Source organism: Empedobacter sp. UBA5924, from assembly GCF_002431085.1.
Taxonomy (GTDB): Bacteria; Bacteroidota; Bacteroidia; order Flavobacteriales; family Weeksellaceae; genus Empedobacter; species Empedobacter falsenii_B.
In genome coordinates this window covers 1-24,983 of the sequence record NZ_DJDM01000014.1, presented here as the reverse complement: position 1 = coordinate 24,983, position 24,983 = coordinate 1, and the positions used below count along the sequence as shown (strand labels likewise).

The following is a 24,983-nucleotide window of genomic DNA, read 5'->3' as shown; positions in this document are numbered from 1 at the left end:
AATCTCTTTCAAGATTCCTTTTCCATTTACTAAAATTCAAATTCACCAACCAAAATTCCTTCGCCGCCAGAATTTGGCTTGTTATTCTGGAAAGTAATCATTTTCTTCACTTGTTTTCCTGAGCTATACATCAAGTAAATCTCTGCCGAAATAGTTGTTGGCCCTGAAATACTCATTTGTCTTTCTCCGAAAAAATTCGTTTCTATTTTATATTTTCCTTTGATCGCTTTTTTTAACATAAATTGTTCTGGTCCGAAACCTTGCGTCACATCCTCACTCATTCGTCCACCAATCGCAGTTGTACGATGTCCGTAAAAACATTTCTCGCCATTTGGATCCGTCACCCACAAATCAATATCGGTCATATCTTTATTCCAATTCATCACCACACGAATATCAACCGGAATATCAACAATGATATCTTTATTAATTTTCGATAAATTCAATTCTTTTCGATGAAGCGAAATCAAATTATTAACTTCAGGCACAATAATCTCCGTAATATCGCGATCACGATTAGCAATTTCTATCGAATAATCGTTGGTCAATACTTTATATAAATGCTCTAAAGCCGATTGATATTGCTCATTGTCTTGTAACGCCAAGGCATAATCACGATAACTTTGCGCATCAAAAGGTCGCCAATCTAATACTTTTTTCGTGATAAATAATTCGGTTTGATATTCCTCAATTTCTTTCAATTTATATGCTAACATTTTATACAATTCAGCATCTTCTAAACCTAGATCTGCAATCGAGCTTAAAATTTTTAATCCAGTTTCTCTTTCCTTTTTCTGAAAGAAAAATGTTGCCACATCAAAATAATACGCAGGTGTTTCAGCATAATCATTTCTCAAATCTAAATAAGTTTGATATGGATTTTTAGACGCTTCTATCAACTTCATGTATTCTTTATCCGATTTTACATTGACTATTTTAATTTCTGGAACCGAAGCTGATGATTCATCCTTCATTTTTTTATCTGCAACAAAATTAGCAGAAGCATAACCTAAACTTCTCGATTCTCTTCTCACTCCATTTGCTGTAACTACCATAGCTTGTTCTGCACTAGATTCCATCTCCATTACAGCTGTTGTTCTAGGCTCTGGCATTACCATATTCACTTGTACAGTCTCTTCTAAATAAGTTATAGAATCCGTAACAGGCTTTGGATATTTTGGTTTTATATATTTAAAATCTTTCTTCCACCATTCTTTCAATTCCTTTGCTTTCGCAATTGCATTTTTCAACAAATCAGCTTTTCGAGTTTCTTTTTGTTCAAAACCTTGTTTCGATAATTTATTAAATTCATTTTGCAATTCCGCTGGTGGATTGATTTTATACTTTACATAATCCGAAACATTTTCCAAAACAATCAAACTTGTATTCGATGTTACAATCGAAAATTGTTTCCCAATTTCTTCAATTTCAGTTTTATTTTGCTCTGGATTCAATTCCAAATAATTCACTTTGCTTTGCGCCCAAATTTTACTAATTTCAAGATTTTGAGTTGCTTTACTCAAATCCAATTCTTTGTTGAATTCCACTTTTCCATTTCGTCCAAACATCATCGTTAATTTTGCATTTGGATACTGAGAAATTCCCGCAATCGAAATTCCATTGTTCACATCATTTGTCGAAATTGGATAAACTTCTCCTGCTGTATTATTGATAATTCCTAAGAATTGAACCGAACTTTCATTGATTTGTTTGAACGCATTTTCTACAGAATTTTCATTTAGATTGATAAATTTTCCTCCAATTTTTTGCGCAATCATTTTCAAAACGCCATAATTAGAAGTCGGCGAAGACGCAATTGTATAGAAAGATTTATCGATATTAAATATATTCGAGCCAAAAGACGAAATTCCATCCGAAAACAAAAGATATTCGTTTGCTTTCAGATTTGTTGGAAGAATTTTTGCATAATTTGTTCCTCCATCATATGTCACATTTTCCAAATATTTTTTCAATTCAGACCAATCACCATTTTTAATTTGAAACAATCTCGATTTTTCCAAAGAAATATTCAACAACGAAACTTCAATATTTAGATTTTTTTGTTGAGAAATAATTTTATCTAAAAATTCTAATTCTTTTTGATGATTTCGTTTCAAACCACTCAACGAATTATCCCAGATAATTCCAATATTTTTCGACCAAACTTTTGGTTGAGATTTCGCATCTACCAATAAATTCGCATAAAAATAAACCGAACCATCTACATTTTTCTGAACAAAAGATTCTACATTATTCGGCGATTTTGGAAGATTAATAATTAATGATTTTTTAGGCGTAAAATCTGTTTTTGACAAATTTGCTTCATATATATTACTATTTTCAGAAAAATTGAACGAACCATCTGGCGTTTCAACCAATTGTGGTTTTCCAGCAGCATTGTACACTTTTGTTATCAAATTAAACTTCGCAATCTTCTTCGAAGAATCTAATGGCAAATGATATTGATACGACGATTTATCCAATTTCAATTCTTGGTAATACGACAACTGAATCGTACGCGAACCTTTTGCTGGAATCGGAGAAATTCGAGTTCGGAAATTATTTCCTTCTACTTTTTCGATAATTCCAGGATCGACATTTTGCTTCTGAATACTTTCAAAAACCTCAACCGCACGCACTTTTGTAACAGGAACTGCATTTCGCAATTTTCCATTAATATCAATTGCATATCCATTAACCGTCGTGTTTTCGGGCAAAGGAAAAACTAAATTCCCTTCAAGATTTCGACTTGACGAATTCATAAAAACTAAAGTTGTTGTCGTTTTGGCTAAATTTCCAAAAATCTCAATTTGTACATCCATCGATTGCAAACTCACAGAATTTTCGTCTGGGCGTTCACCGATTTCGATACGCGGAAATCCGATTCGAATATCTTGCGCATTTATTTTTGTAGAAAAAAACATTCCAACAAAAACGAAGAAAAAAGAAAATAACTTTTTCATATTGTTTGATTTGTAAGTTAGATGCAACAAATTACAAAAAGGTTGGTTGATGTGAAAAAGTTTTAAGTGTTGAGTTGTTAGTTATAAGTTTATTTCAGATTTCCTCTTTTCGTCGGAAGGATATTTACTTGATTCATATTATTAAAATTATCTTTCTGAACCTTATTTTAAGACTGAATATTTTTTACAAAAATTAGAAATAAATCATTATATTTGATTGAATTACAATTTATAATAAAATGAAAAACATATTATATATAACGGGATTAGTTTTAATATTAACTTCAATTTTATTAATCTTAGAATTTTCTGATTCTAATAGAATGAGCTTAATTGCAGGAATGATTTTGCCAATAGGATTAGCGTTTAACATTTTAGGTTTTACTTTAAAAACTAATCCACTAAAAGAATAAATTTAATATTCTGCCATAAATATTAAATCGAAAAGCCAATTGCTCTTAGAAACAATTGGCTTTTTGATTTACTTTTTTATATCTATTTTCTCTCGCTCTTTATCTTCACTCACTTTGTAAGCTTTCAAGACTTCGCGAACAATCTTGTGTCGAACAACATCTTTATCATCCAAATAAATAAATCCGATATCTTTTACATCTTTCAATATATTAATCGCTTCACGTAAACCAGATTTTTGTTTTGGTGGTAAATCGACCTGACCAGGATCTCCTGTGATAATAAATTTAGAATTTTTTCCCATACGCGTCAAAAACATTTTCATCTGGGCATACGTTGTATTTTGTGCTTCATCAAGAATTACAAAAGCTCCGTCCAACGTTCGACCACGCATAAATGCTAAAGGCGCAACTTCTATCACTCCTTTTTCTGTATAAGACGAAAGCTTCTCGAACGGAATCATATCTTTCAACGCATCGTACAAAGGTTGTAAATATGGATCTAATTTATCTTTCATATCACCTGGTAAAAAACCTAAATTTTCTCCAGCTTCTACAGCAGGACGCGTCATAATAATTCGGCGAACTTCTTTGTTCTTCAACGCTTGTACCGCCAATGCAACAGCCGTATAGGTTTTTCCCGTACCAGCAGGTCCAATTGCAAAGACCATATCTTTGTTGTAAACAGTTTGTACCAGCTTTTGTTGATTAGGCGTTTGAGGTTTGATGATTTTACCATTTACACCGTGTACAATAATTTCGTCTTCTTTTTTCATTTGAAGCATTTCATTATTATCTTCGGTCATAATGATTTCGAGTTCGCGATCAGATAGTCGATTGTATTTGTGAATATGCTGAATTACTCTTTGCATTTTTTGGTCAAATACTTTCAGAACATCTTCATTTCCAAATACTGTCAACTCTCTTCCGCGAGCAACAATCTTTAATTTTGGATAATATTCTTTGATTCTTTTTAGATGTTCATTATTAGCACCATAAAAATCTTGAGCATTAATTTCGGCTAATTCAATATTAATTTCTGTCAAATGAGATTGTTTTTTTGGTTCACTTACACAAAAATAAAGAATAATAAACAATATATTTGCTAATTATTAGAGAATAGTGGCAATTATTACATTAACATCGGATTTTGGAGTCAAAGATTACTTTGTTTCTAGCGTTAAAGGCGCAATTCTAAAGGAATTGGCCGATGTTACAATTGTAGATATTTCGCATCATGTTAATCCTTATGATTTATCTGAAGCTGCCTATATCATTCGTAATTCTTACGAAGAATTTCCTGAAGGAACTATACATATTATTGGGATTAATGCCTTAAGTACGCCTTATCAAAAGCCAATTTGTGCATTAATCAATCATCATTATTTTATTTGTGCAGATAATGGAATTTTATCCTTGATTTGTCAAAAAAATCAACCAGAAGAAATTTACGAAATCACTGCTTATCCAGAAGGAATAGACAGTCTATTTCCAATGAAAAATTGTTTTGTGCCAGTTGCATGTCACTTGGCGCGCGGCGGAGTTCCTGCTCTTTTAGGGAACAAACGTACAGAAATGAAACAATTGAATGAGTTGAAACCAATTTATCGCGATGATAAATATATCATAGGAAATGTGATTTATATTGATCATTTTGGGAATGTTGTAAGTAATATTTCAAAAGATTTTTTCGATGAAATTGCACAAGACAGAAAATATAAAATTTTGCTTCGTCAAAAAGATTTCTCGATGACCGATATTACTGTTATTTATGAGCATTACAACGAAGTTGTACAAGATTTTAACAAAGAAGTGCAAGCTTTTGGGCGAACATTGTGTTTGTTTAATTCGGCAGGATTCTTAGAAGTTACGCTTTACAAAAGTAATCCAACGATATCAGGAGGTGCGAATCAGTTAATGGGATTGAAGAAAAACGATACAATTACAATTGAATTTGAAAATTAACGCTGAGAAAATTTAGTATTAGAGAGTTTACAATAACTATATGACTTATAATTATTTAATATACAAAGCAATACACGTTATCTTCGTGGTAAGTTACTTTGCTGGTTTATTTTACATTGTTCGTTTAATGATTTATCATACAGAAACGCAACAAATGGAAGAACCAAAAAAATCAATTTTGCAGGATCAATATACCTACATGGAGAAAAAATTATGGAATGTAATTACCGCTCCTGCTTTGGTTATTTTGATTACAATGGGATTGAATATGCTTTACAAAAATCAAGGTTTGCTGCATATGCCTTGGATGAAAAGTAAATTGGGAATGATAAGTGTTTTATTAATTTATCATTTTTGGTGCTGGCGAACGTTGAAACAAATTCAAAATAAAGTTTTCAAATACACTTCTGTTCAACTGCGAATGATGAACGAATTGGCAACAATTTTATTATTTGTTATCGTGTTTGCTGTGATTCAAAAAACAGATTTTGGTCGAGATTGGTATTGGTCAATTGTCAGTTTCTTTGGTTGTGGTATACTACTTATGCTTATTGTACGTTTAATTAATCGTAATAATAAAAAATAACATGTGGACGATCTTCAAAAAAGAGTTTTCCAATTTTTATTTAGGCTTCACCGCCTATTTAGCAACCGCGACATTTGTTATCGTTTCGGTTTTGTTCCTTTGGTTTTTTGATAACGAATTCAATGTTTTCAATACGGGAAATGCAACTTTAAATAGTTTTTTCTTTGTCGGACCTTGGATTTTTCTATTCATGATTCCAGCTTTAACGATGAAATTAATCGCGGAAGAGCAAGCAAACGGCACATTATTGTGGTTATTTACACTACCTATAAAAAATAACCAAATTATTTGGGGCAAATATTTAGCAGTCGTTTCAGTTGTCGTTTTTTGTCTGCTTTCAACTTTCTTGTTCATCATTACGTTGCAAGAATTTTTGATGCCTGAACAAGAATTAGATTACGGAACAATTTTTTCTGGCTATTTAGGACTTTTCTTTTTAGGAAACTTATTCGCCGCAATTGGTTTATTTACCTCTTCTATTACCAAGAATCAAGTAATGGCTTATGTTTTGGCGGTTTTCTTTTGCTTCATTATTTTTTATGGATTCGAAAGTTTAGCGTCTTATAATTTACTTGGTTCGATGGATTTCTATGTTCAAAAAATTGGAAGTTTTACACATTACAACCAGTTTTTGAAAGGAATTATTGACACACGAGATTTACTTTACTTTTTGATTTTGATTGGAATTTTAAATCAAATTTCAATCGTTAATCTTGAAAATAAAAAATAGTGCCATGAAAAAATTAAACAAAAAACATCTAATTACTTTCATCGCATTTATCGCGCTTTTTATCATCGCTCAATTTGTTTACACACGAATTGACATGACGAAAGACAAACGTTTTACGTTAACTTCTACAACAGAAAAGTTAGTAGAAAATGTAAAACAACCGCTTAAAATTGAAATTCTTTTGGGTGGAGATTTAACGGGCGATTACAGAATTTTGAAAAACGAAATTCAGTTTTTATTAGACGAACTTCGCGAAAAAAACAGCAATATTTCTTATTCTTTTATTGATCCTGTCGATTTAGGACAAGCCGAATTAGAGCAAAATAAATTGACTCCAGTTCCGATTAAAACCGACAAAGGAATTTTGAATGTTTATCCGTACGCAAAATTAACTTACGGCGACAAATCGACTTATATGGAGGTTTTGGTCAATGACCCTTCTACTCCATTTGATAAATTAGCGTTGGCTTCAACAGAAAAATTAGAATATTTATTTGCCGAAAAAATTCAGAAAGCAACCAATTTTGAGCGCAAAAGAGTTGGTTTTATCGTTCATCATGACGAATTACCAGAAGCTAATATTCAAGGATTAGGTTCTGCTTTGTCAGAAAAATATGATGTTGAGATCTACCTTAATCCAATTGCAAACAAATCGTTTACTTTACAACCTTCTGATTTGGATAGTTTGAAACGTTTTGATGCGTTAATTATCGCAAAACCTACATTACCTTTTTCTGATATGGATAAATTGGTTTTGGATCAATATATCATGAATGGTGGAAAAATGATGATGGCTGTGGAAACTGTCGATGCTGAAATGGATTCTATTTTCCGAAGTGGAAAAATCGTTGCTTTTCCAAGAGATTTGAAGTTAAATGATTTCTTATTCAATTATGGTGTTCGCATTCATCCGGCTGTTATAAAGGATATGAATGGGGCGCAAATTGTTTTGGCTGATGGTGAAACGGCAGGAAATACAAGTTACAATTATTACAATTGGCCTTATTTTGAGTTAGGAATTAAAGGAGAAGAAAACCCAATTACAAGTTCAATCGATCCTGTTTTATTTCAATTTTCGAATCCAATCGAATTACTAAAAAATCCAAATATTAAGCAAACGGTTTTATTGAGTTCTTCTGAACAATCAAGTTTGAAACCTGCTTTAAATTATATTCAATTAAACGAAGTTGAAATCGAAAATCCTGAAGAATATAAAATGGGTAAAATTCCGATGGCAGTTTTGTTAGAAGGTAATTTCAATTCGGCTTATGCTTCGCGTTACGAACGTAAAGAATTTCCGAATTTCAAACCGAAAACTACTGACGGAAAAATGATCGTTATTTCGGACGGAGATGTTTTGAAAAATGCTTTGTGGAGAGGAATTCCGATGCAATTAGGAGAAAATAAATTTTCGGTTCGTCCAGATAATCCAGACGGAAAACCGAAAACATACGCCAACCAAACATTTGTAATGAATGCGATGGATTATTTATTAGGTGATTCTGATTTCTTGGCTCTACGTAATCGTAAATTAGAGATTCCTTTGTTGAGCGAAACAACTGTTTTACAAGAAAAATCTACTTGGCAAATGATTAATCTACTTGTTCCAACTGCTATTATTGCTTTATTAGCTGGAATTGGATTTTGGATTAGAAAGAAAAGATATTCTTAAAAAAACGAATTTCGAAGCTCGAGTTTAGAAATTAATAAAATGCAATAGGGATTGAAGTGGAAATCCTTTTTTGATAACTAAACGAAGTCGAAGTTTGAGAAAAAGATTGCAACGAAAAGCCCGCCCGAAGGGATTGCCCAAAATTAAAAAAACCTCAAGTAAATAACTTGAGTTTTTTTTAGTTTTAAATAAAAGAATTACCTATTTTTAATTCACACTAATATGAATTAAAATTTAATGAACAATCTATATAAATTTATTTTAACCTTATTACTAACCTTTACAATTCCTATTTTATTATATAGTCAAATTCACGTAAAAGAAACTTCTACTGGAAATGGCTCTGGAGCTAATTGGAATAATGCTATCTCATATGAAAATTTAACTAATAACATAAATTCAATAACTAATAGAAATACAAACATTTCAATAAAATTATATCAAGGTAATTTCTCTGCTAGGAATGTTATTGATTTTCGCGGTTTTTTTAAAGTTGAAATAACAGGTGGTTATATATATGAAATTGATCCAGAAACAGGTGGTTGGTTAGAAAGAACTGGTAATGAAACAACATCGGTTATTAATGGTCAAAATGCAACAAAGCTGTTTAAGTTTGAAAATAATTTAGAAGTAACATTAAAAAATTTCACTTCTAAAAATGCTAATTCTACATCATTAACAGAAAAAGGTTCTTCTGCTTCTTTTATTAATTCTCCTAATCTAACATTGAATTTAGAAAATATTATTTTTGCAGAAAACAATTTATCTAATACAAGCTCAGTTTATATAAATAATATAAATGAAATAAAAACCGATTTTGTCCAATTTAATGACAACAGGGCTATAAACAATTCTACAAATAATGGTAGTGCTTTTTATATAGAAAATGTAAATAAAGTAACTTTAGAAAATACCACTTTTAAAAATAATTCTTCATCTTCAAATGGTGCTGCTTTATATTTGAAAAATCTTGATAATGTAAAAATTGAACAAATTGTTGGTAATAATACTTCGAGTACTGATGTTTATAATTTTGAAAATAATATAAGTTTAGAAAATGGTGGAGCTATCTATAATAATAATAGTAATCTAACTTTAACTGCTATTTATTTCAAAGAAAATGAAAGTAGAAAAAATGGTGGAGCTATTTATAGCACACCAAACTCTAAAAACTATCTAAATAGAATTCATTTCATTGGAAATAAAGCAATAATTGGTGGAGCTATTTATAATGAAAGTAATTCAGATTTTAAAATTATTAGCTCTTTATTCTATAATAACAGAGCGTCTAATTATGCTGGTGCTATATTTAACAAAAAAAATCTTCTGATTACTAATGCAACTATTGTAAATAATTCTAACTCTGCTATCGTATATGCTCAAAATTCTAAAAATATCATCTATAATAGTATTTTCTATATAAATGGGAGAACAGGCAACTTAAATAAAGACATTTCTTCTGAAATATTAAATGATAATTCAGCTACAAATGATATCCAAAATAATATTGTAGAGGATTACTCTACCGCAAATAACATTAGAGGAAATCCTAAATTTGTAAATGACAATTCTGATTTTACTCTACAAATTTCTAGTCCAGCTTTCAATACAGGAAGTGAACGTTTATTTCAACAAATCGCAGGAGGTGCTACTTCTCTTTTTCATGATATTGACAAAAGAAATAGATATTATGGATTATCTGTAGATATGGGTGCTTATGAATTAACTTTTGATATCAATACACTTTTTCCTGATTGTCCAAATATTATATCTCCATATGATAATGAAGAAAATGTTATTTTGAAACCTAGTCTTAAATGGGAAAAAATAAATAATGCTAATCAATATAATTTAATAATTCAAGAAGATAATCAGAGTGATCCAACAATTCAAACTGATGTTTTAGATAATTCCACACCAAGCAATAATACTATTACATTTTCTCAAATAGCAAACGATTTAACACCCAACACTTGGTATAATGTAAAAATACACCCAGAAAATACATTAATAGGAATGAAACGTGAAACTTGTCCTGTTTTTAGATTTAAAACAATGGATGTACCTACCATTCCAAATTGTACAACAGCAACATTACCTGCAAATGGAGAATCAAATGTTTCATTAAATCCGACAATTAAATGGAATAAAATCGCAAATGCCACTTCCTATCAATTAATCATTGGAACATCCCAAAATGGAAATGATATTTTGGAAATAAATTTAGGTAACGTTGATACATATACTATTTCTACTTCATTATCTTATAATATGACTTATTATGTAAGAGTAATAGCAATTAATAATATTGGTCCTGCAATATCTTGTTCTAATATTTCATTTACTACTTTACTACCTCCTGATCCGTGTGAAAAAGTTAAACTATCATTAAAAATTACAAAAAATGAAGTTACAGTAAATGTTACTAATGCTAATCAACCTATTAAATACCGAATAGATAATGGACAATGGACGACATCCAACACATTTACTGATGTTTCTAAAGGCTTACATAAAATCGAAATACAAACTGCTGAAGGTTGTATTAAAGAGATATTATTTGAAATCCCCAATTTTTATAATTTCATCTCGCCAAACAATGATGGAAAAAATGACGAAATTGATTTTTCATTCCTTAAATTAAAAGAAAAATCTTCTGTTTTAATCGTTGATCGTTTCGGAAAAACTGTATTCAAAGACAATGGAGAAAATAATTTTATTTGGAAAGGAAAACAAGCCAACGGAATGAACTTACCAACAGATACTTATTGGTATTATTTAGAATGGAATGAACTAAATTCTGAAACAAAAAACAAATTACAAGGCTGGATTTTACTCAAAAATAAATAACAAAAAAAACCTCTCAAATTCTGAGAGGTTTTTATATGTAAAGTTGTGACGATTTTACTCTAAGTGCATAAACGCTTTTTTACTCAAAAGGCGCTCTTCGCTTTCTACGTGGTTATCATCAGGCACACAACAATCCACCGGACAAACTGCCGCACATTGTGGTTCTTCGTGGAAACCTTTACATTCAGTACATTTATCGGGAACAATGTAATAAACCTCATCACTCACAGGATCTTGCACCGCATCAGCGTCAAAAGTTGCGCCGTCTACGTTTACAATTGTTCCGCTAAGAGAAGTTCCATCAGAATATTTCCAATCTACCGCAGCTTCATAAATCGCGTTATTTGGACATTCTGGCTCACAAGCTCCACAATTTATACATTCATCTGTAATAATTATAGCCATTGTATCTGTTTTTTTATTTCCTACATTTGCAACTACAAAATTACATTTAATTTTCAGAAAAAATGACATTTGAACAAAGGATTTCAGCATTTAACGAATTGGGGCAGTTTTTTAATTTTATTATAAATAATGATTCGATTAAAGACACAGAACTGACAGAAAAATTCGAGAATTGGAAAGAAGAAGCTGAATATGCAGTGAGCGATGCAGAAGCCTACAACAATTGGTTTACAAAAGATAATATTACGTTAGCCTTGAAAAGTTGGGCAGAAGCTTTAACGGAAGAAAATTTATTGGCTTGGTCGAAAGATTATCCTTTTGCTGAAACGCAAAAAAATGTCGGAATTATCATGGCTGGGAATTTACCTTTGGTTGGTTTTCATGATTTACTTTCTGTTGTTATTTCTGGAAATAATGCGTTAATCAAAACCTCATCTAAAGATGATAAATTAATCAAATTAGCGATAAAATATTTGTATTCGATTGATGAAAATTTCAAATTGATTATTCAAACTATTGAACGATTAGAAAATTTTGATGCAGTTATTGCAACTGGAAGTAATAACACGGCACGTTATTTTGAACAATATTTTGGAAAAGTTCCTAACATTATTCGTAAAAATAGAACTTCGGTTGCTGTATTGAATGGTTCGGAAACTGATGAAGAATTGAAAAAATTGGGTAACGACTTATTCATTTATTTTGGATTAGGTTGCCGAAATGTAACTAAACTTTATGTAAAAGATGAAGTTCAATTACCAAAAATTTTCGAAGCTATTTTTTCTTATGGTGATGTGATTAATCATCCTAAATATGCAAATAATTACGATTACAATCGTGCAATATTTTTGTTAGGAAAAGATGAATTTTTAGACAATAATTTTGTTCTAATGAAAAAAGATACAGCTTTACATTCTCCAATTGCAGTTGTAAATTTTGAAGTTTATGAAGATGTAAATGATGTAAAAAAATATTTGATCGAAAATGAAGATCAAATACAATGTGTGGTTGGAAATGACATGAAAGATAATCCGAATTATGTTGAATTTGGACAAACTCAATTCCCTAAATTAACAGATTATGCCGATAATATTGATACGCTGAAATTTTTGGCGGAGTTGTAGATGTTAGATGCAAAAATAATTTAATTATAGATTCCTACATTCGTCGGAATGACATTTACTTTATTTCTTGTTGAGCTCGTTTCAACATTGCATCTAAATTATAAATAAACTAAAAGAGAATNNATTCTCTTTTAGTTTATTTATTAAAACGTCGCTGCTCCAGCAGTTTCATTTTCTAATTTTCGGTTGATATTTGTTTTCTTACCTTTAGCAAAATCAAAGCTCAAACCAACAACAAACATCGATTTGTTGTCCCAAATTTTCCCTACACGAGAATAATCCACATATTGTTTATCCATCGTTTTTTGCTTGTAAGTCGATGGCATTCCAATCCAATACATTCCAGTAGAAAAAGTCCAATTATTGTACTTATAACTCGCAAAAGCATGGTTCATGTTTTCTTGTGTATACAACAAAGCTCCGCCCAACGTGTAATAAGGAATATTAAATTGATAATCTACACGAAAGTTTTTGTAAACAGATGATAATGCAAAATAATTTCCGATATAATCATTCTTCAAAATTCTACCATCTTTCGTTTTAAAACGCTCTGTTGCTGGTGCTATATTTACTTTAACAGCTAAAATATCTGTTCCGAAAGGTTTGATAGAACCTGTAATTTGTACACCGTAACGTTGCGAATTTTGAGCATTTTCGTAGGTTAATTTATATCCTTCTACATTTCCATTTATGATATTTTGCAAATACAATTGATTAATTGGATCTTTTGTATAATGATAAAATGCATTTGTATTTAAATCAAAATATTTTGAATTGAAAGAGTAAATCAAATTATTTCCAAACGATTTCTGAATGGTTAAATACGGATTTCCTTCTTGTGTAATGTTTTCTACAACCTGAATCACGTTTTTACTCAATGCCGAATTCCAAGGACTGGTTGGTTTGTATGAACTCGAAAAACGTAAATTTTGATTCTTCGCTAATTCATAACCCAATACTAATTTTGGTGTAAACGTCCACGTATCTGTGTTTGTATCTTCATTCTTGTTATGAACATTCGTTAATCCAACACCCAAACGATATGACAACTTTTTCGCTTTTCCAGAATATTCAGAATAGATATATTGTTCTAAATAATTTACTTTATTATTCGAAGGACCATTTAAGTTTTCTAATTTATTATCAATTGAATTATTCGAAATTCGATAACCAGAATTTAATTTTCCTTTCTCGAAACTATGTGTATACGCTATTTCTCCTACAATTCCTTTTTGATCAGCTTCTAAATTTGTCAAATAATTATATTGTTCAGCACCAGAAATTGTTTCCCATTCGCGCGTTTCGTCAATCGATTTCGTTGTATACATCGATCCAACTACATTTAAACTTAACTCATCTTTCTTTCCTAATTTTCTCGAATAATAAAGATCTAATGTTGGTTTTGAATAATTAGAATTAGAATGTTTATAGGTTGAATGATTGTTTAATAAACTATTTTGATAGAACAAACTTGTTCCATTCGCATAAGCAAAACTCGAACTGATATTCATATCCAACTTTGCTTGAAAAGCATATTTATCCGAATCCGAATTGGTATATCGCAATGCAATTGTTTGATCCGTATATCCAAAATATTCGTTGCGCTGATTTTCTGTTCTGTAATGAATATTATTTAAGTTATAATCATAAATATTCATCGAAGTACGATCTTTATAATCTCTCAGATAAATGTTATACTCTAATCCAAAGTTACTTTTTCCTTTCGTAAAATTCGCATAAGCAGAACCATTTATAAAACCTGTTGTAAACGCCGAAGTGAGATCCGCACCATATACATAACCATTTTCTGGATTACGCGTAATCAAATTCACCACTTGATCTGCACGATTTGCATAACGCGCTGGCGGAATATCAAAATACTCAACACGCACCACATCTTGCGGTTTCACAGCACGAATTTGATTATCTGTTGCCTCAATTCCATTAATCAATAACAAAGTCGTTCCACCTTTTGTACTCTGTATTGTATTCGAAATTGGATCTACTTGTAATTCTGGCAATGTGTTCAATAAATCTTTTGCATAGCGCGCTTTGTCCAACGCTTCTTTATCAAACGTATAAACTGCTTTGTCTGCAAACATTTTTTTGCGTTGCGATTGTACTAAAACTTCTTTTATTTCAATTGGATTATAGTTCGTTGAATCTTGCTTTTCATCTTGTCCAAAAGCAAAAATTCCTGATAATGTAACAGCAAGTACAAAAAATTTCTTCATGGTTAATTCTACTATTAAGAGTTAGTGTATATTTATATGACGCATGAAGAACAAATAAGTTACACAAGAATTGCAATTATTTTTGATAACTTTACGCTAAACAAGATTTTTGAGTTTGAAAAAATTATTTCTTTTTATCGTACTTTTTACAAGTTTCAATTTATTATATGCGCAAGAACAAGCCGAACGTTCGTTGACAGAATATCGTGTCGAAAGTTTCCAAACATCTTTGGTTGCGAAAAAAATGCTATACGATTGGTTTGGAAAATGGGACAATGTTTTGTACACTAAAAACAATCAACCGTTGTTAGTTTGGTCGAATAAAAACATCATTAATGAATCAAATGAAACTTTTACTTTGATTGCTTCGAGTGTAGAAAATGATGAAGAAATGTACGGAACTGTTCAAGTTTTGACAAGTAAAAAACAAGATGCTTTGGCGAAAGATTCTCCTTTTCGTGAATACTTAAATGAATTTTTAAAAACAGTTTCAAAGAAAGAAAATAAAAGTAAACGTTTTTTTAAGGAGTATATAAAAGTGGTGTATTAAACTTAATTATTAGTTATGAATTATAAATTATTGAGTTTTCTTATGGTTATTTCTATCAATATTTTTGGACAAGATAAAATTAATTCTTCTTTGAAAGATGAATTAATAAAAGTTGATCATACTGATCAAAAAATCAGGAAAATATATTTTATTCCTACTGTTTTAGAATCAAAAACGGATTCTATTGCTTTGTCAAACAATATTGATAAACATCAAGTAAAATCATTTCTCGAAAAGGAAATGAACAAAATTGATTCCATTAATATTTCTAAAATTGATTCGATAATAAAAGAATATGGATATCCAGGAAATGATTTAGTTGGAAATAATGATAGTTCTATTGCTTGGCAAATTATTCAACATTCGAAAAATCCAAAAAAATACCTTAATCTTCTGAAACAAGCTGTTGATAACAAACAATTAGATTTCAAATATTATGCGTTCACTCTTGATAAAAGCCTTGTGTATGACAAAAAACCTCAAATTTATGGAACTCAATTTTTTCAAGTTAAATTAAAAAGCACAGACAAAACAGAATTAATTCTTTGGCCTATTCAAGATATCAAAAATGTAAATAAATTAAGAAGAAACGCTGGCATTAAATCAACTATAAAAAAATATGCAAAGGATTCTAAGGTTAGATTTAAACATTATACTTTAAATGATTTTTATTAACGATTTTAAACAAAAAAAATCCTTCAAGAAAAACGTGAAGGATTTATATTTTATGTTCAGTTTGAGTATTTTAAAATGTATCGAAAACGAAGACTTTTAATTGTTACGTTTGAAAAAAGAATCGACAAACTCCATTTTATTGAAAGCTTGCAAATCATTGATTCCTTCACCAACACCAATGTATTTAACTGGAATCTGAAATTGATCTGAAATCCCAATTACTACTCCTCCTTTTGCTGTTCCATCTAATTTTGTAACCGCTAAAGAAGAAACTTCTGTTGCTTGTGTAAATTGTTTCGCTTGCTCAAAAGCATTTTGGCCTGTAGAACCATCTAACACTAATAGAACTTCGTGTGGCGCATCAGGAATTACCTTTTGCATCACACGTTTTATTTTAGTTAACTCGTTCATCAAGTTAATTTTGTTGTGCAAACGTCCTGCTGTGTCAATCAAAACAACATCTGCATTTTGCGCAACTGCCGACTGAATGGTATCAAATGCAACCGAAGCAGGATCAGAACCCATCGCTTGTTTTACAATTGGTACACCTGCACGATCCGACCAAATTACCAACTGATCTACAGCTGCCGCACGAAACGTATCTGCCGCACCAAGAACTACTTTAAGTCCTTGAGATTTGAACTGAGAAGCCAATTTACCAATCGTCGTTGTTTTTCCAACTCCATTTACTCCGACCACCATAATAACATATGGCACATCTTTCTTTGGAATCGAAAAACCATTTGTATCTTCGATATTATTTTCGGAAAGTAAGCCTGCAATTTCTTCGCGAAGAATTAAATCTAACTCAGAAGTCGAAACATATTTATCACGCTCTACGCGTTCTTCTATTCGACGAATAATTTTGATCGTTGTTTCAACACCGACATCAGAAGAAATCAATACTTCTTCCAAATCATCTAAAACCTCATCGTCTACTTTAGATTTACCTACTACAGCACGACTGATTTTATCGAATAGAGAAGTTTTAGATTTTTCTAATCCTTCATCTAATTTTTCTTTGCTTTCTTTACCTAATATCTTTTTGAACCAACTCATTAATAAGCTAAATTTCTTAAAATTTTGTACGAAGATACATAAAATATAAGGAAATAAAAAAGCCGCCCTGAAAACGAGGCAGCTCAATTAACCTTAAATATTTTTTGTTAAGGAGATGATTTGATTATTTCGTGAAGAAAGAATCTGCTTCATCAGCGTTAACTACTTTTTCAACAAATACGTAAGCTCCAGATTTTGGAGATTTTACCATTTTGATAACTTTGGTCATTTTTTTAGACCCAGTTTGTAGGGTTGCTACCGTTTTCTTTGCCATCGTCTAAAATTTTATTATTTAATCTCCTTGTGAATTGTATACTTTTTCAATACTGCGTTGTATTTTTTCAACTCAATACGATCTGGAGTATTTTTTTTGTTTTTAGTTGTGATATAACGAGACATTCCTGGCATACCACTTTCTTTATGCTCTGTACATTCTAAAATAACTTGTACTCTGTTTCCTTTTTTTGCCATGGTGTCTTAAATTATTTGATTAAACCTTCTTTACGTGCACGTTTAACAGCCTCATCAACTCCTAATTTGTTGATTGTTTTTAAACCGTGTGCAGAAACTCTTAATGTAATCCACTCACCAGTTTCTGGCATAAAAAATCTCTTTTTGAACAAATTCACTTCAAAAGTGCGTTTTGTTTTATTATTAGCATGAGAAACATTGTTTCCCACTAATCTCTTCTTACCTGTAATTTGACAAATTTTTGACATCTTATTTTGTATTGTCCTATTTTAAACGGAGTGCAAAGTAACAAATTATATATTACTTATACAACTCTTTAGGTTATTAATTTTATATTTTTTTCTTATTTTGTTTATATAACAACTTCTGCGCAAGAGTATAAGCCAAGATAATTCCCATTACCAACAGCGCTATTCTCGCGATTACATCGCCATATTTTGTGTAAAACGTTAATTCACTATTCATTAAAATTGTACCATTTAAGGCACCCTGCTCTCCATATGGTAAAGACTTCATTATATCTCCTCGCTGATTAACGAAAGCCGAAATACCTGAATTTGCAGATCTAACGATAGCGCGTCTATTTTCAATAGCTCTCAAATTACCATATAATAGTAATTGACGATGACCATCGGTAGAGCCCCACCAAGAATCGTTGGTCATTGTGAATATAACATTTGCGCCTTCTCTCACATATTCTGTCGTATAGTCTCCGTAAATAGATTCGTAACATATAACCGGAGCAACAGTAGCGTTGTTTGTTTTATTCTTGAAAACAGAACGATGAGGTTGAATCCCCAACGTTTTTGTTGTGCCGCCAAAGTTAAGCATAAATTCTCCAATAATTGGCATTAAAATGTTTCGATATGGAAAAATTTCTACTCCAGGTACTAATTTACTCTTATGATAAACTTCTATAGAATCGTTTCCGCTTATCTGCAAAGCCGAGTTATAAGCGTCGTACCACGTAATTCCATCTCTCATAACAGATGCCGTTTCCGATGCTAAAGATTGCATTGGATAAATTCGCATGATAGATGCTCCTGTTACAAAATGTAAATCTTTTTTGGTTTTTGTCCATTGCTGAATGTCTTGTATAATTAAATCATCATACATATTATCAAAAATCAAGGCAGATGATCCAGGTACGGCAGTTTCTGGCGCGACAACGAATTGAGTTTTTGGTTGAATGTTTTTCAATGCCAATTGTTTCAATACATCATAAATCTGCAATCCATCTTTCATATACTTTTCGTTATATGGATCAAGATCTGGTTGAAGAATTAACACATCAAGCGCTTTTCCTTTTTCTTCGTAATTCGCATAAATAATATAAGAAATCCCAATTGGAACAGCGATTAATAATCCAGCATAAATACCTAATTTGTTTAGATATCTCATTTCTTTCTTATTAATATAAGCCGTCAAATAATAGAATACCGTAATATTAACTAACCAAATCCAAAGCGCACCTCCAAAAGTTCCTGTGTACTCGTACCATTGCACCCATTCGTAATATTTTGCAAAACCATTTCCAAGGTTAAACCAAGGCCAAGTTAGTTCCCAATTCAAGGTTAGTTTATCAAAACTCATCCAAATCGCAGGAAGAAAAACCAATCCATACAGATTACCAGCTTTTGTTTTGACGAAATGATACAACTGAAAAACAATTGACATAAACAACGAATTCGCTACAACGGGAATCAAATAAGCGCTCCACGAATTGTGCAAATCTCCATTCGCGTCCGTTTCTTGTGCATAATGCAACCACCAAATTACAATCGCATTCCAAATAAAGAAAGCTAAAAACGAAAGTCCGAAAATTTTGCTCCCTTTTTTCTTGAATTCTGCGCGTTGCTTGATTTGATGTTCTGCTAACATCAAGGGTACAAATCCTATAAATAATAACAATGGAAAACCATGCGATGGCCAACCTGCTGTTAATAATAATCCTGATAAGATTGCGTATGCAATGTATTTTTTTAACTGTCCCGTTTTATTTAACATCAAATGATAAATGATAAAACAAATTGATAATATTAAAGGATTAACTATTAATGAAATACCACTATAAACATCTGATATTGAACTCCAAGTGACAATTAAATTAAAAATGAAAAACATCAGAAAAGATAATCCAGAAATTTTTAAAATTTTATTACTTAATTCTTCATTTGAAAGCTTATTCTCAATGAACATTAAAATTATAAGTAATAAAATTTGTAATGGAAAAATTTGTATTTTCCATATAAATGCAAATAATAAACCTAATATTATTGCGTACGCAATGTATTTTTTCATGTCACAAATTTAAGTGTTCATCGTTCAAAAATAGATGATATTTGTTTGGAATATTTTATAAATCATTTTGGATGAGAACCTGAAAACAAGTTCAGGTTGACTTTCCTTATCATGTTGAACTTGTTTCAATATCTCATTCAGTTTTAATATATAATATGCGAATCGATATAATAATTTGGATTAATTGTTACATCAATCGCTTTTGTAATCGTTGAATTATTAATTGTTTGCCAATTAGTCGTAGGATTGATGATTACATCAGAATCTTTCAAACGTAACGGCATTGCAAATCCATCCACAACATTCGTATAACGATATTCAACTTTATTTCCATTTTGTTTAAGCTCTAAAGTTGGTACTTTCACTGTTCTTAAATATTGATTAAAAAAAGTATTCAAATTTAATCCAGAAAACTTCGCTATATAATTTTCAATTTGCTCTGTAGTTACAGTTTGATGATAAAATTCTTTGTTTAATCCACGTAACATTTGTCTAAATTTTTCATCATTATTCATCCAAGTTCTCAACGTGTGAATCATATTTGCACCTTTATAGTACATATCGCCACTACCCTCTTGGTTTACGCCATACACGCCGATAATTGGAATATCATTTTGAATTGCTTTTCTCGTTCCACGCACATATTCGCTCGCCGCATCCTTTCCATAATAAGTTTCTGTGAACAACGTTTCCGAATAAGCCGTAAATGCTTCGTGAATCCACATATCTGCCACATCTTTTTCGGTAATATTATTCCCAAACCATTCGTGACCAGCTTCATGAACGATGATAAAATCCCATTTCAATCCCCAACCAGAACCTGATAAATCACGACCTAAATAACCATTCTCAAATTTATTTCCGTACGCAATTCCAGATTGATGTTCCATTCCCAAATGCGGAGCTTCAACAATTTTGAAAGAATCTTCGTAAAAAGGATAAGGTCCAAACCAATGTTCGAAACTTTTCAACATTAATTTTGCTTGTTCAAACTGCGATTTTGCTTTATCTATATTATAATCTAATACATAATAATCTAAATCCAATTTACCTTTTTCACCTTCAAAAGTATCTTTGAAATTGACATAATGTCCGATATATGGAATAATGTTATAATTATTGATCGGATTGACAACTTTCCATGTAGAAATTGTTTTACCATTTTTCTCTTTCTTAGAAACTAATCGTCCATTACCAACTCCAACCAAATCTTTTGGAGCTATAATTTCCAATTCCATTCCTTTATCTGGCTCATCACCTAAATAATCTTTGTTCGGAAACCAAGCACTTGCGCCCAAACCTTGTACCGCAACAGACATCCAATCGCGACCTTTTTCATCTTTCGTAAAAATCCAACCGCCGTCCCAAGGTGCTTTCACTGCAACACGAGGATTTCCGTTGTATTCTAATTCTAATTGATTCGACGTATTCTTGATATTTTTTCCGACATTAATAAAATAGACATTTCCATCACGTTTGAAATCAGAAATTTTCTTTCCATTCAATTTTACAGCCGAAACCATCATTGGATCTTGTAAATCTATCTGCAATAAATCTGATTGTTGAGGAGCAATTTTATCAAACGTAATTGTCGTTTTTCCTTTTATCGATTTTGACTGATAATCTGGTTCTACACTTACTTTATATTTTTTAACATCCCACCAATTTCGGAATTCATTATTCGTTCCGCGAAGCGAATCTTGTCGCGTAAACTCTTGTTTGTTATTAAGTACTTGTGCATTTGTTGTTATCGAGATCAAGCCAAGTAATAGTACTAATTTCTTCATAGTCATTTTTAAAACATATCAAAAATAAGATTATATATTTGATAAATAAGCCAAAAAGCTATGATTACAGAAAAATTTAAGGAAAGAATAAATTATTTAAAAAATAATCACTTAATCGTTGAAGCATTGTACGAAATTTTAGATGAATTGAAATTAAAACATAATGCTTTTACAGGTTTTACGTTTCGAGAAGAAATCGATCCAAAAGGTTTTTTATTGACTGCAGAAGGTGAAGAAAAAACAGGAATTACAATTCGTGTTCCGCGTAATATTCTTGATTTTGATTTAGTATTACTTTCCAATGTTTTGATGCACGAAATGGTACATGTTTTTCAGCGTTCGGGCGAAAATCAAATTGAATTGCGAGAAGAACGCGAATGGCAAGCGTATACAGAAATGATTTTTCATAAACAATTTCCAAACGTTCCTCCATTGACTAATTTTTACATCAAACAATTTGGCGAAAAAGCGTTGACGTATTATAACCGAATGCCAGATAACATGAAAACGAAATATGCGAATGAAAAAACTGATTTAGAAAAAATTCTGCAAACGATTTACGACAAAGAGAATAAACCAAAAGAAGAATCAAAACCTGAAAATAATACTGAAACAATTTCTTGGAAAGATTTCGAGAAAGTTGATATGAGAATTGGGACAATTATCAGTGCAAATGATTTTCCGAAAGCAAGAAATCCTGCTTATCAATTAGAAATTGATTTTGGTCCGTTAGGAATCAAGAAAAGTTCGGCACAAATTACATCGCTTTATAACAAAGAAGAATTGATTGGAAAACAAATAATGGCTGTGGTTAACTTTCCGAAAAAACAAATTGCCACTTTTATGAGCGAATGTCTCGTGATGGGCGTTTATGGAAATAATAAAGATGTTATTCTCTTGAATCCCGAACGAAAAGTTGAAAACGGAAGTAAGATTGGGTAATATTGAGGTTGAGACTAAGACTAAGGCTGAGGTTAAGGCTGAGATAAAATTTGAGTATAACTTAACGCTGACATTTTATCAACCAATAAACTGACTTTTTTATCGATAAATAATCAAATCATTAATCATAATCTGACAACCTGACATCTAAAATCTATTGGATGTCATTTTTTTTATGTTGGCACAAAGATTGACTATTCTGGTGTAGCATCATTTTTGATGATGTGTAAAAGTTTAAAATAAATCATTAATAATATAAAAAATAACTAAACAATATGAGCAAAATAATCGGAATCGACTTAGGTACAACGAACTCTTGTGTTTCTGTAATGGAAGGTAGTGAGCCAGTTGTAATTCCAAATGCAGAAGGTAAAAGAACTACTCCATCTATCGTAGCATTCGTAGAAGGAGGGGAAATTAAAGTTGGTGATTCAGCAAAACGTCAAGCTGTAACAAACCCAAAGAAAACGATTTATTCTATTAAACGTTTCATGGGAACTAAATTTAATAATGATGCAGATGAAATCGGTCGTGTTCCTTATTCAGTTGTAAAAGGAAACAATGATACGCCAGCAGTTGATATTGATGGACGTAACTATACTCCACAAGAAATCTCAGCAATGATTTTACAAAAAATGAAAAAAACTGCTGAAGATTATTTAGGACAAGAAGTATCAAGAGCGGTAATTACTGTACCAGCTTATTTTAACGATGCTCAACGTCAAGCAACTAAAGAAGCTGGTGAAATTGCAGGTCTTAAAGTAGAACGTATTATCAACGAGCCTACTGCTGCTGCATTAGCTTACGGATTAGACAAAGCAAACTCAGATAAAAAAATCGTTGTTTACGATTTAGGTGGTGGTACTTTTGACGTATCTATCCTAGAATTAGGTGACGGTGTATTCGAAGTGTTATCTACAAACGGTGATACACACTTAGGAGGTGATGATTTTGATGATGCAATCATCAATTGGTTAGCTTCTGAATTCCAAGCGAAAGAAGGTGTAGATTTGAAAAAAGACGCAATGGCTTTACAACGTTTACGTGAAGCTGCTGAAAAAGCTAAAATCGAATTATCTTCTTCTGCTCAAACAGAAATTAATTTACCATACGTTACAGCTAACGAAACAGGACCAAAACACTTAGTAGAAACTTTAACTCGTTCTAAATTTGATCAGTTAACAGAAGATTTAGTACGTCGTTCTATGGAGCCTTGTAAAAAAGCGTTATCTGATGCAGGTTTATCAATCAACGATATCGACGAAGTTATCTTAGTTGGTGGATCTACACGTATGCCAAAAATCCAAGAAGAAGTAGAAAAATTCTTCGGTAAAAAACCATCTAAAGGAGTTAATCCAGACGAGGTTGTTGCAATTGGTGCAGCTATCCAAGGAGGTGTTTTAACAGGTGATGTAAAAGACGTATTATTATTAGACGTTACACCATTATCTTTAGGTATCGAAACTTTAGGAGGAGTATTCACAAAATTAATTGAAGCGAATACAACAATTCCAACTAAAAAATCTGAAGTTTTCTCAACTGCAGTTGACAATCAACCAGCAGTAACATTAAGAATTGGTCAAGGAGAGCGTCCATTATTCAACGATAACAAAGAAATCGGACGTTTTGACTTAGTAGATATTCCACCAGCACAAAGAGGTGTTCCTCAAATCGAAGTAACATTTGATATTGATGCGAATGGTATCTTAAGTGTATCTGCAAAAGATAAAGGAACAGGAAAAGAGCAATCAATCAAAATTGAAGCTTCATCTGGATTATCTGATGCTGATATTGAAAGAATGAAAAAAGAAGCACAAGAAAATGCTGCAAAAGACGAAGAAGCAAAAAACAAAATTGAAAAAGTAAATGCTGCTGACGCGTTAATTTTCCAAACGGAAAAACAATTGACTGAGTACGGAGATAAAATTCCTGCTGACAAAAAACAACCAATTGAAGAAGCTTTAGCTGAGGTTAAATCTGCTCACGCTGCTCAAGACGTTGCTGCAATTGATGCTTCTATGGAAAAATTAAATACAGCTTGGAATGCTGCTTCACAAGAAATTTATGCTGCAATGAACGAAGGTCAAGAAGGTGGTGCACAAGCGCAACCAGGAGCTGATCAAGGTCAAGCAAAAAATGATGGTGTTGAAGACGTAGACTTCGAAGAAGTTAAATAATAGAATTTCATTTATCAATAGGAAAGCCTCGCATTGCGAGGCTTTTTTATGTTTATTAATATAAATAGTCTCTCCTTAAACT

General features: G+C 31.4%; 21 protein-coding genes. 11 read left to right on the top strand and 10 right to left on the bottom strand.

Annotated elements, in window-relative coordinates:
• Nucleotides 1–29 precede the first annotated feature (29 nt).
• Complete coding sequence (locus B3792_RS03420; RefSeq protein ID WP_291068869.1) at nucleotides 30–2,963, bottom strand: VIT domain-containing protein; 2,934 nt, start codon at nucleotides 2,961–2,963, stop codon at nucleotides 30–32.
• A gap of 239 nt (nucleotides 2,964–3,202) precedes the next feature.
• On the opposite strand from B3792_RS03420, the gene B3792_RS03415 reads away from it, so the two are divergent.
• On the top strand, nucleotides 3,203–3,376 hold the full coding sequence (locus B3792_RS03415; protein ID WP_180905924.1) for a hypothetical protein: 174 nt from the start codon (nucleotides 3,203–3,205) through the stop codon (nucleotides 3,374–3,376).
• Between the two features lie 68 nt (nucleotides 3,377–3,444).
• On the opposite strand, the gene B3792_RS03410 is transcribed toward B3792_RS03415, so the two are convergent.
• The gene (locus tag B3792_RS03410) at nucleotides 3,445–4,419 is read right to left on the bottom strand and encodes a PhoH family protein (protein WP_038337083.1); all 975 of its coding nucleotides are present in this window, start codon (nucleotides 4,417–4,419) and stop codon (nucleotides 3,445–3,447) included.
• 76 nt (nucleotides 4,420–4,495) lie between these two features.
• Between B3792_RS03410 and B3792_RS03405 the strand changes: the two genes are divergently transcribed.
• From B3792_RS03405 to B3792_RS03385, 5 genes are all read left to right on the top strand, one after another.
• A complete protein-coding gene (locus B3792_RS03405) occupies nucleotides 4,496–5,338 on the top strand; it encodes an SAM hydrolase/SAM-dependent halogenase family protein (protein WP_135835240.1) in 843 nt (280 codons plus the stop codon).
• 40 nt (nucleotides 5,339–5,378) lie between these two features.
• Nucleotides 5,379–5,924, top strand: a complete 546-nt coding sequence (locus tag B3792_RS03400; protein WP_038337072.1) for a CopD family protein — start codon at nucleotides 5,379–5,381, stop codon at nucleotides 5,922–5,924.
• Nucleotide 5,925: 1 nt separating this feature from the next.
• Nucleotides 5,926–6,654 carry an ABC transporter permease subunit gene (locus B3792_RS03395; RefSeq protein WP_180905923.1) on the top strand — a complete coding sequence of 243 codons (729 nt, stop codon included), beginning with the start codon at nucleotides 5,926–5,928 and terminating at the stop codon, nucleotides 6,652–6,654.
• Between the two features lie 4 nt (nucleotides 6,655–6,658).
• Nucleotides 6,659–8,326 carry a gliding motility-associated ABC transporter substrate-binding protein GldG gene (gldG, locus tag B3792_RS03390; RefSeq protein ID WP_291068867.1) on the top strand — a complete coding sequence of 556 codons (1,668 nt, stop codon included), beginning with the start codon at nucleotides 6,659–6,661 and terminating at the stop codon, nucleotides 8,324–8,326.
• A 237-nt stretch (nucleotides 8,327–8,563) separates the two neighbouring features.
• The gene (locus B3792_RS03385; protein WP_286495368.1) at nucleotides 8,564–11,176 is read left to right on the top strand and encodes a gliding motility-associated C-terminal domain-containing protein; all 2,613 of its coding nucleotides are present in this window, start codon (nucleotides 8,564–8,566) and stop codon (nucleotides 11,174–11,176) included.
• Nucleotides 11,177–11,230: 54 nt separating this feature from the next.
• Here the strand turns inward: B3792_RS03385 and B3792_RS03380 are convergent, their stop codons facing one another.
• Complete coding sequence (locus tag B3792_RS03380) at nucleotides 11,231–11,581, bottom strand: 4Fe-4S dicluster domain-containing protein (RefSeq protein ID WP_114999046.1); 351 nt, start codon at nucleotides 11,579–11,581, stop codon at nucleotides 11,231–11,233.
• A gap of 62 nt (nucleotides 11,582–11,643) precedes the next feature.
• On the opposite strand from B3792_RS03380, the gene B3792_RS03375 reads away from it, so the two are divergent.
• Nucleotides 11,644–12,705 (top strand): acyl-CoA reductase, encoded by a 1,062-nt coding sequence (locus B3792_RS03375; protein ID WP_291068865.1) that lies wholly within the window; start codon nucleotides 11,644–11,646, stop codon nucleotides 12,703–12,705.
• A 143-nt stretch (nucleotides 12,706–12,848) separates the two neighbouring features.
• Here B3792_RS03375 and B3792_RS03370 read toward each other — a convergent pair whose 3' ends face one another.
• Complete coding sequence (locus B3792_RS03370; RefSeq protein ID WP_291068863.1) at nucleotides 12,849–14,939, bottom strand: outer membrane beta-barrel protein; 2,091 nt, start codon at nucleotides 14,937–14,939, stop codon at nucleotides 12,849–12,851.
• A gap of 115 nt (nucleotides 14,940–15,054) precedes the next feature.
• Between B3792_RS03370 and B3792_RS03365 the strand changes: the two genes are divergently transcribed.
• Both B3792_RS03365 and B3792_RS03360 read left to right on the top strand, forming a co-directional pair.
• Nucleotides 15,055–15,489, top strand: coding sequence for a hypothetical protein (locus tag B3792_RS03365; protein ID WP_291068861.1), 435 nt, complete (start codon nucleotides 15,055–15,057; stop codon nucleotides 15,487–15,489).
• Between the two features lie 15 nt (nucleotides 15,490–15,504).
• Complete coding sequence (locus B3792_RS03360; RefSeq protein WP_291068859.1) at nucleotides 15,505–16,164, top strand: DUF6624 domain-containing protein; 660 nt, start codon at nucleotides 15,505–15,507, stop codon at nucleotides 16,162–16,164.
• Between the two features lie 96 nt (nucleotides 16,165–16,260).
• On the opposite strand, the gene ftsY is transcribed toward B3792_RS03360, so the two are convergent.
• The 6 genes from ftsY to B3792_RS03330 form a co-directional block, all read right to left on the bottom strand.
• Complete coding sequence (gene ftsY / locus B3792_RS03355; protein WP_219034146.1) at nucleotides 16,261–17,223, bottom strand: signal recognition particle-docking protein FtsY; 963 nt, start codon at nucleotides 17,221–17,223, stop codon at nucleotides 16,261–16,263.
• Nucleotides 17,224–17,347: 124 nt separating this feature from the next.
• Nucleotides 17,348–17,497, bottom strand: a complete 150-nt coding sequence (locus tag B3792_RS03350) for a DUF4295 domain-containing protein (RefSeq protein ID WP_084106961.1) — start codon at nucleotides 17,495–17,497, stop codon at nucleotides 17,348–17,350.
• Nucleotides 17,498–17,511: 14 nt separating this feature from the next.
• Entirely contained in the window at nucleotides 17,512–17,694 is a 183-nt protein-coding gene (gene rpmG / locus B3792_RS03345; protein ID WP_038337065.1) for a 50S ribosomal protein L33, read from the bottom strand.
• Between the two features lie 11 nt (nucleotides 17,695–17,705).
• Nucleotides 17,706–17,942, bottom strand: a complete 237-nt coding sequence (gene rpmB / locus B3792_RS03340; protein ID WP_038337064.1) for a 50S ribosomal protein L28 — start codon at nucleotides 17,940–17,942, stop codon at nucleotides 17,706–17,708.
• 82 nt (nucleotides 17,943–18,024) lie between these two features.
• Nucleotides 18,025–19,995, bottom strand: a complete 1,971-nt coding sequence (gene lnt, locus B3792_RS03335) for an apolipoprotein N-acyltransferase (RefSeq protein ID WP_291068857.1) — start codon at nucleotides 19,993–19,995, stop codon at nucleotides 18,025–18,027.
• Nucleotides 19,996–20,138: 143 nt separating this feature from the next.
• Complete coding sequence (locus B3792_RS03330) at nucleotides 20,139–21,782, bottom strand: M1 family metallopeptidase (protein ID WP_291068855.1); 1,644 nt, start codon at nucleotides 21,780–21,782, stop codon at nucleotides 20,139–20,141.
• A 615-nt stretch (nucleotides 21,783–22,397) separates the two neighbouring features.
• Between B3792_RS03330 and B3792_RS03325 the strand changes: the two genes are divergently transcribed.
• The gene (locus B3792_RS03325) at nucleotides 22,398–22,724 is read left to right on the top strand and encodes a tRNA-binding protein (RefSeq protein ID WP_291068872.1); all 327 of its coding nucleotides are present in this window, start codon (nucleotides 22,398–22,400) and stop codon (nucleotides 22,722–22,724) included.
• Between the two features lie 275 nt (nucleotides 22,725–22,999).
• A complete protein-coding gene (gene dnaK / locus B3792_RS03320) occupies nucleotides 23,000–24,901 on the top strand; it encodes a molecular chaperone DnaK (protein WP_219034149.1) in 1,902 nt (633 codons plus the stop codon).
• Nucleotides 24,902–24,983: the final 82 nt, after the last annotated feature.

Excerpts from the sequence above, each read along its gene's own strand:
- B3792_RS03360 (WP_291068859.1), top strand. The coding sequence starts at position 15,505 with ATGAATTATAAATTATTGAGTTTTCTTATGGTTATTTCTATCAATATT.
- B3792_RS03400 (WP_038337072.1), top strand. The coding sequence starts at position 5,379 with ATGACTTATAATTATTTAATATACAAAGCAATACACGTTATCTTCGTG.
- ftsY (WP_219034146.1), bottom strand. The coding sequence starts at position 17,223 with ATGAGTTGGTTCAAAAAGATATTAGGTAAAGAAAGCAAAGAAAAATTA.
- B3792_RS03350 (WP_084106961.1), bottom strand. The coding sequence starts at position 17,497 with ATGGCAAAGAAAACGGTAGCAACCCTACAAACTGGGTCTAAAAAAATG.
- B3792_RS03370 (WP_291068863.1), bottom strand. The coding sequence starts at position 14,939 with ATGAAGAAATTTTTTGTACTTGCTGTTACATTATCAGGAATTTTTGCT.
- B3792_RS03385 (WP_286495368.1), top strand. The coding sequence starts at position 8,564 with ATGAACAATCTATATAAATTTATTTTAACCTTATTACTAACCTTTACA.
- rpmG (WP_038337065.1), bottom strand. The coding sequence starts at position 17,694 with ATGGCAAAAAAAGGAAACAGAGTACAAGTTATTTTAGAATGTACAGAG.
- B3792_RS03380 (WP_114999046.1), bottom strand. The coding sequence starts at position 11,581 with ATGGCTATAATTATTACAGATGAATGTATAAATTGTGGAGCTTGTGAG.
- B3792_RS03395 (WP_180905923.1), top strand. The coding sequence starts at position 5,926 with ATGTGGACGATCTTCAAAAAAGAGTTTTCCAATTTTTATTTAGGCTTC.
- B3792_RS03375 (WP_291068865.1), top strand. The coding sequence starts at position 11,644 with ATGACATTTGAACAAAGGATTTCAGCATTTAACGAATTGGGGCAGTTT.
- gldG (WP_291068867.1), top strand. The coding sequence starts at position 6,659 with ATGAAAAAATTAAACAAAAAACATCTAATTACTTTCATCGCATTTATC.
- B3792_RS03330 (WP_291068855.1), bottom strand. The coding sequence starts at position 21,782 with ATGAAGAAATTAGTACTATTACTTGGCTTGATCTCGATAACAACAAAT.
- rpmB (WP_038337064.1), bottom strand. The coding sequence starts at position 17,942 with ATGTCAAAAATTTGTCAAATTACAGGTAAGAAGAGATTAGTGGGAAAC.
- B3792_RS03415 (WP_180905924.1), top strand. The coding sequence starts at position 3,203 with ATGAAAAACATATTATATATAACGGGATTAGTTTTAATATTAACTTCA.
- B3792_RS03420 (WP_291068869.1), bottom strand. The coding sequence starts at position 2,963 with ATGAAAAAGTTATTTTCTTTTTTCTTCGTTTTTGTTGGAATGTTTTTT.
- dnaK (WP_219034149.1), top strand. The coding sequence starts at position 23,000 with ATGAGCAAAATAATCGGAATCGACTTAGGTACAACGAACTCTTGTGTT.
- lnt (WP_291068857.1), bottom strand. The coding sequence starts at position 19,995 with ATGAAAAAATACATTGCGTACGCAATAATATTAGGTTTATTATTTGCA.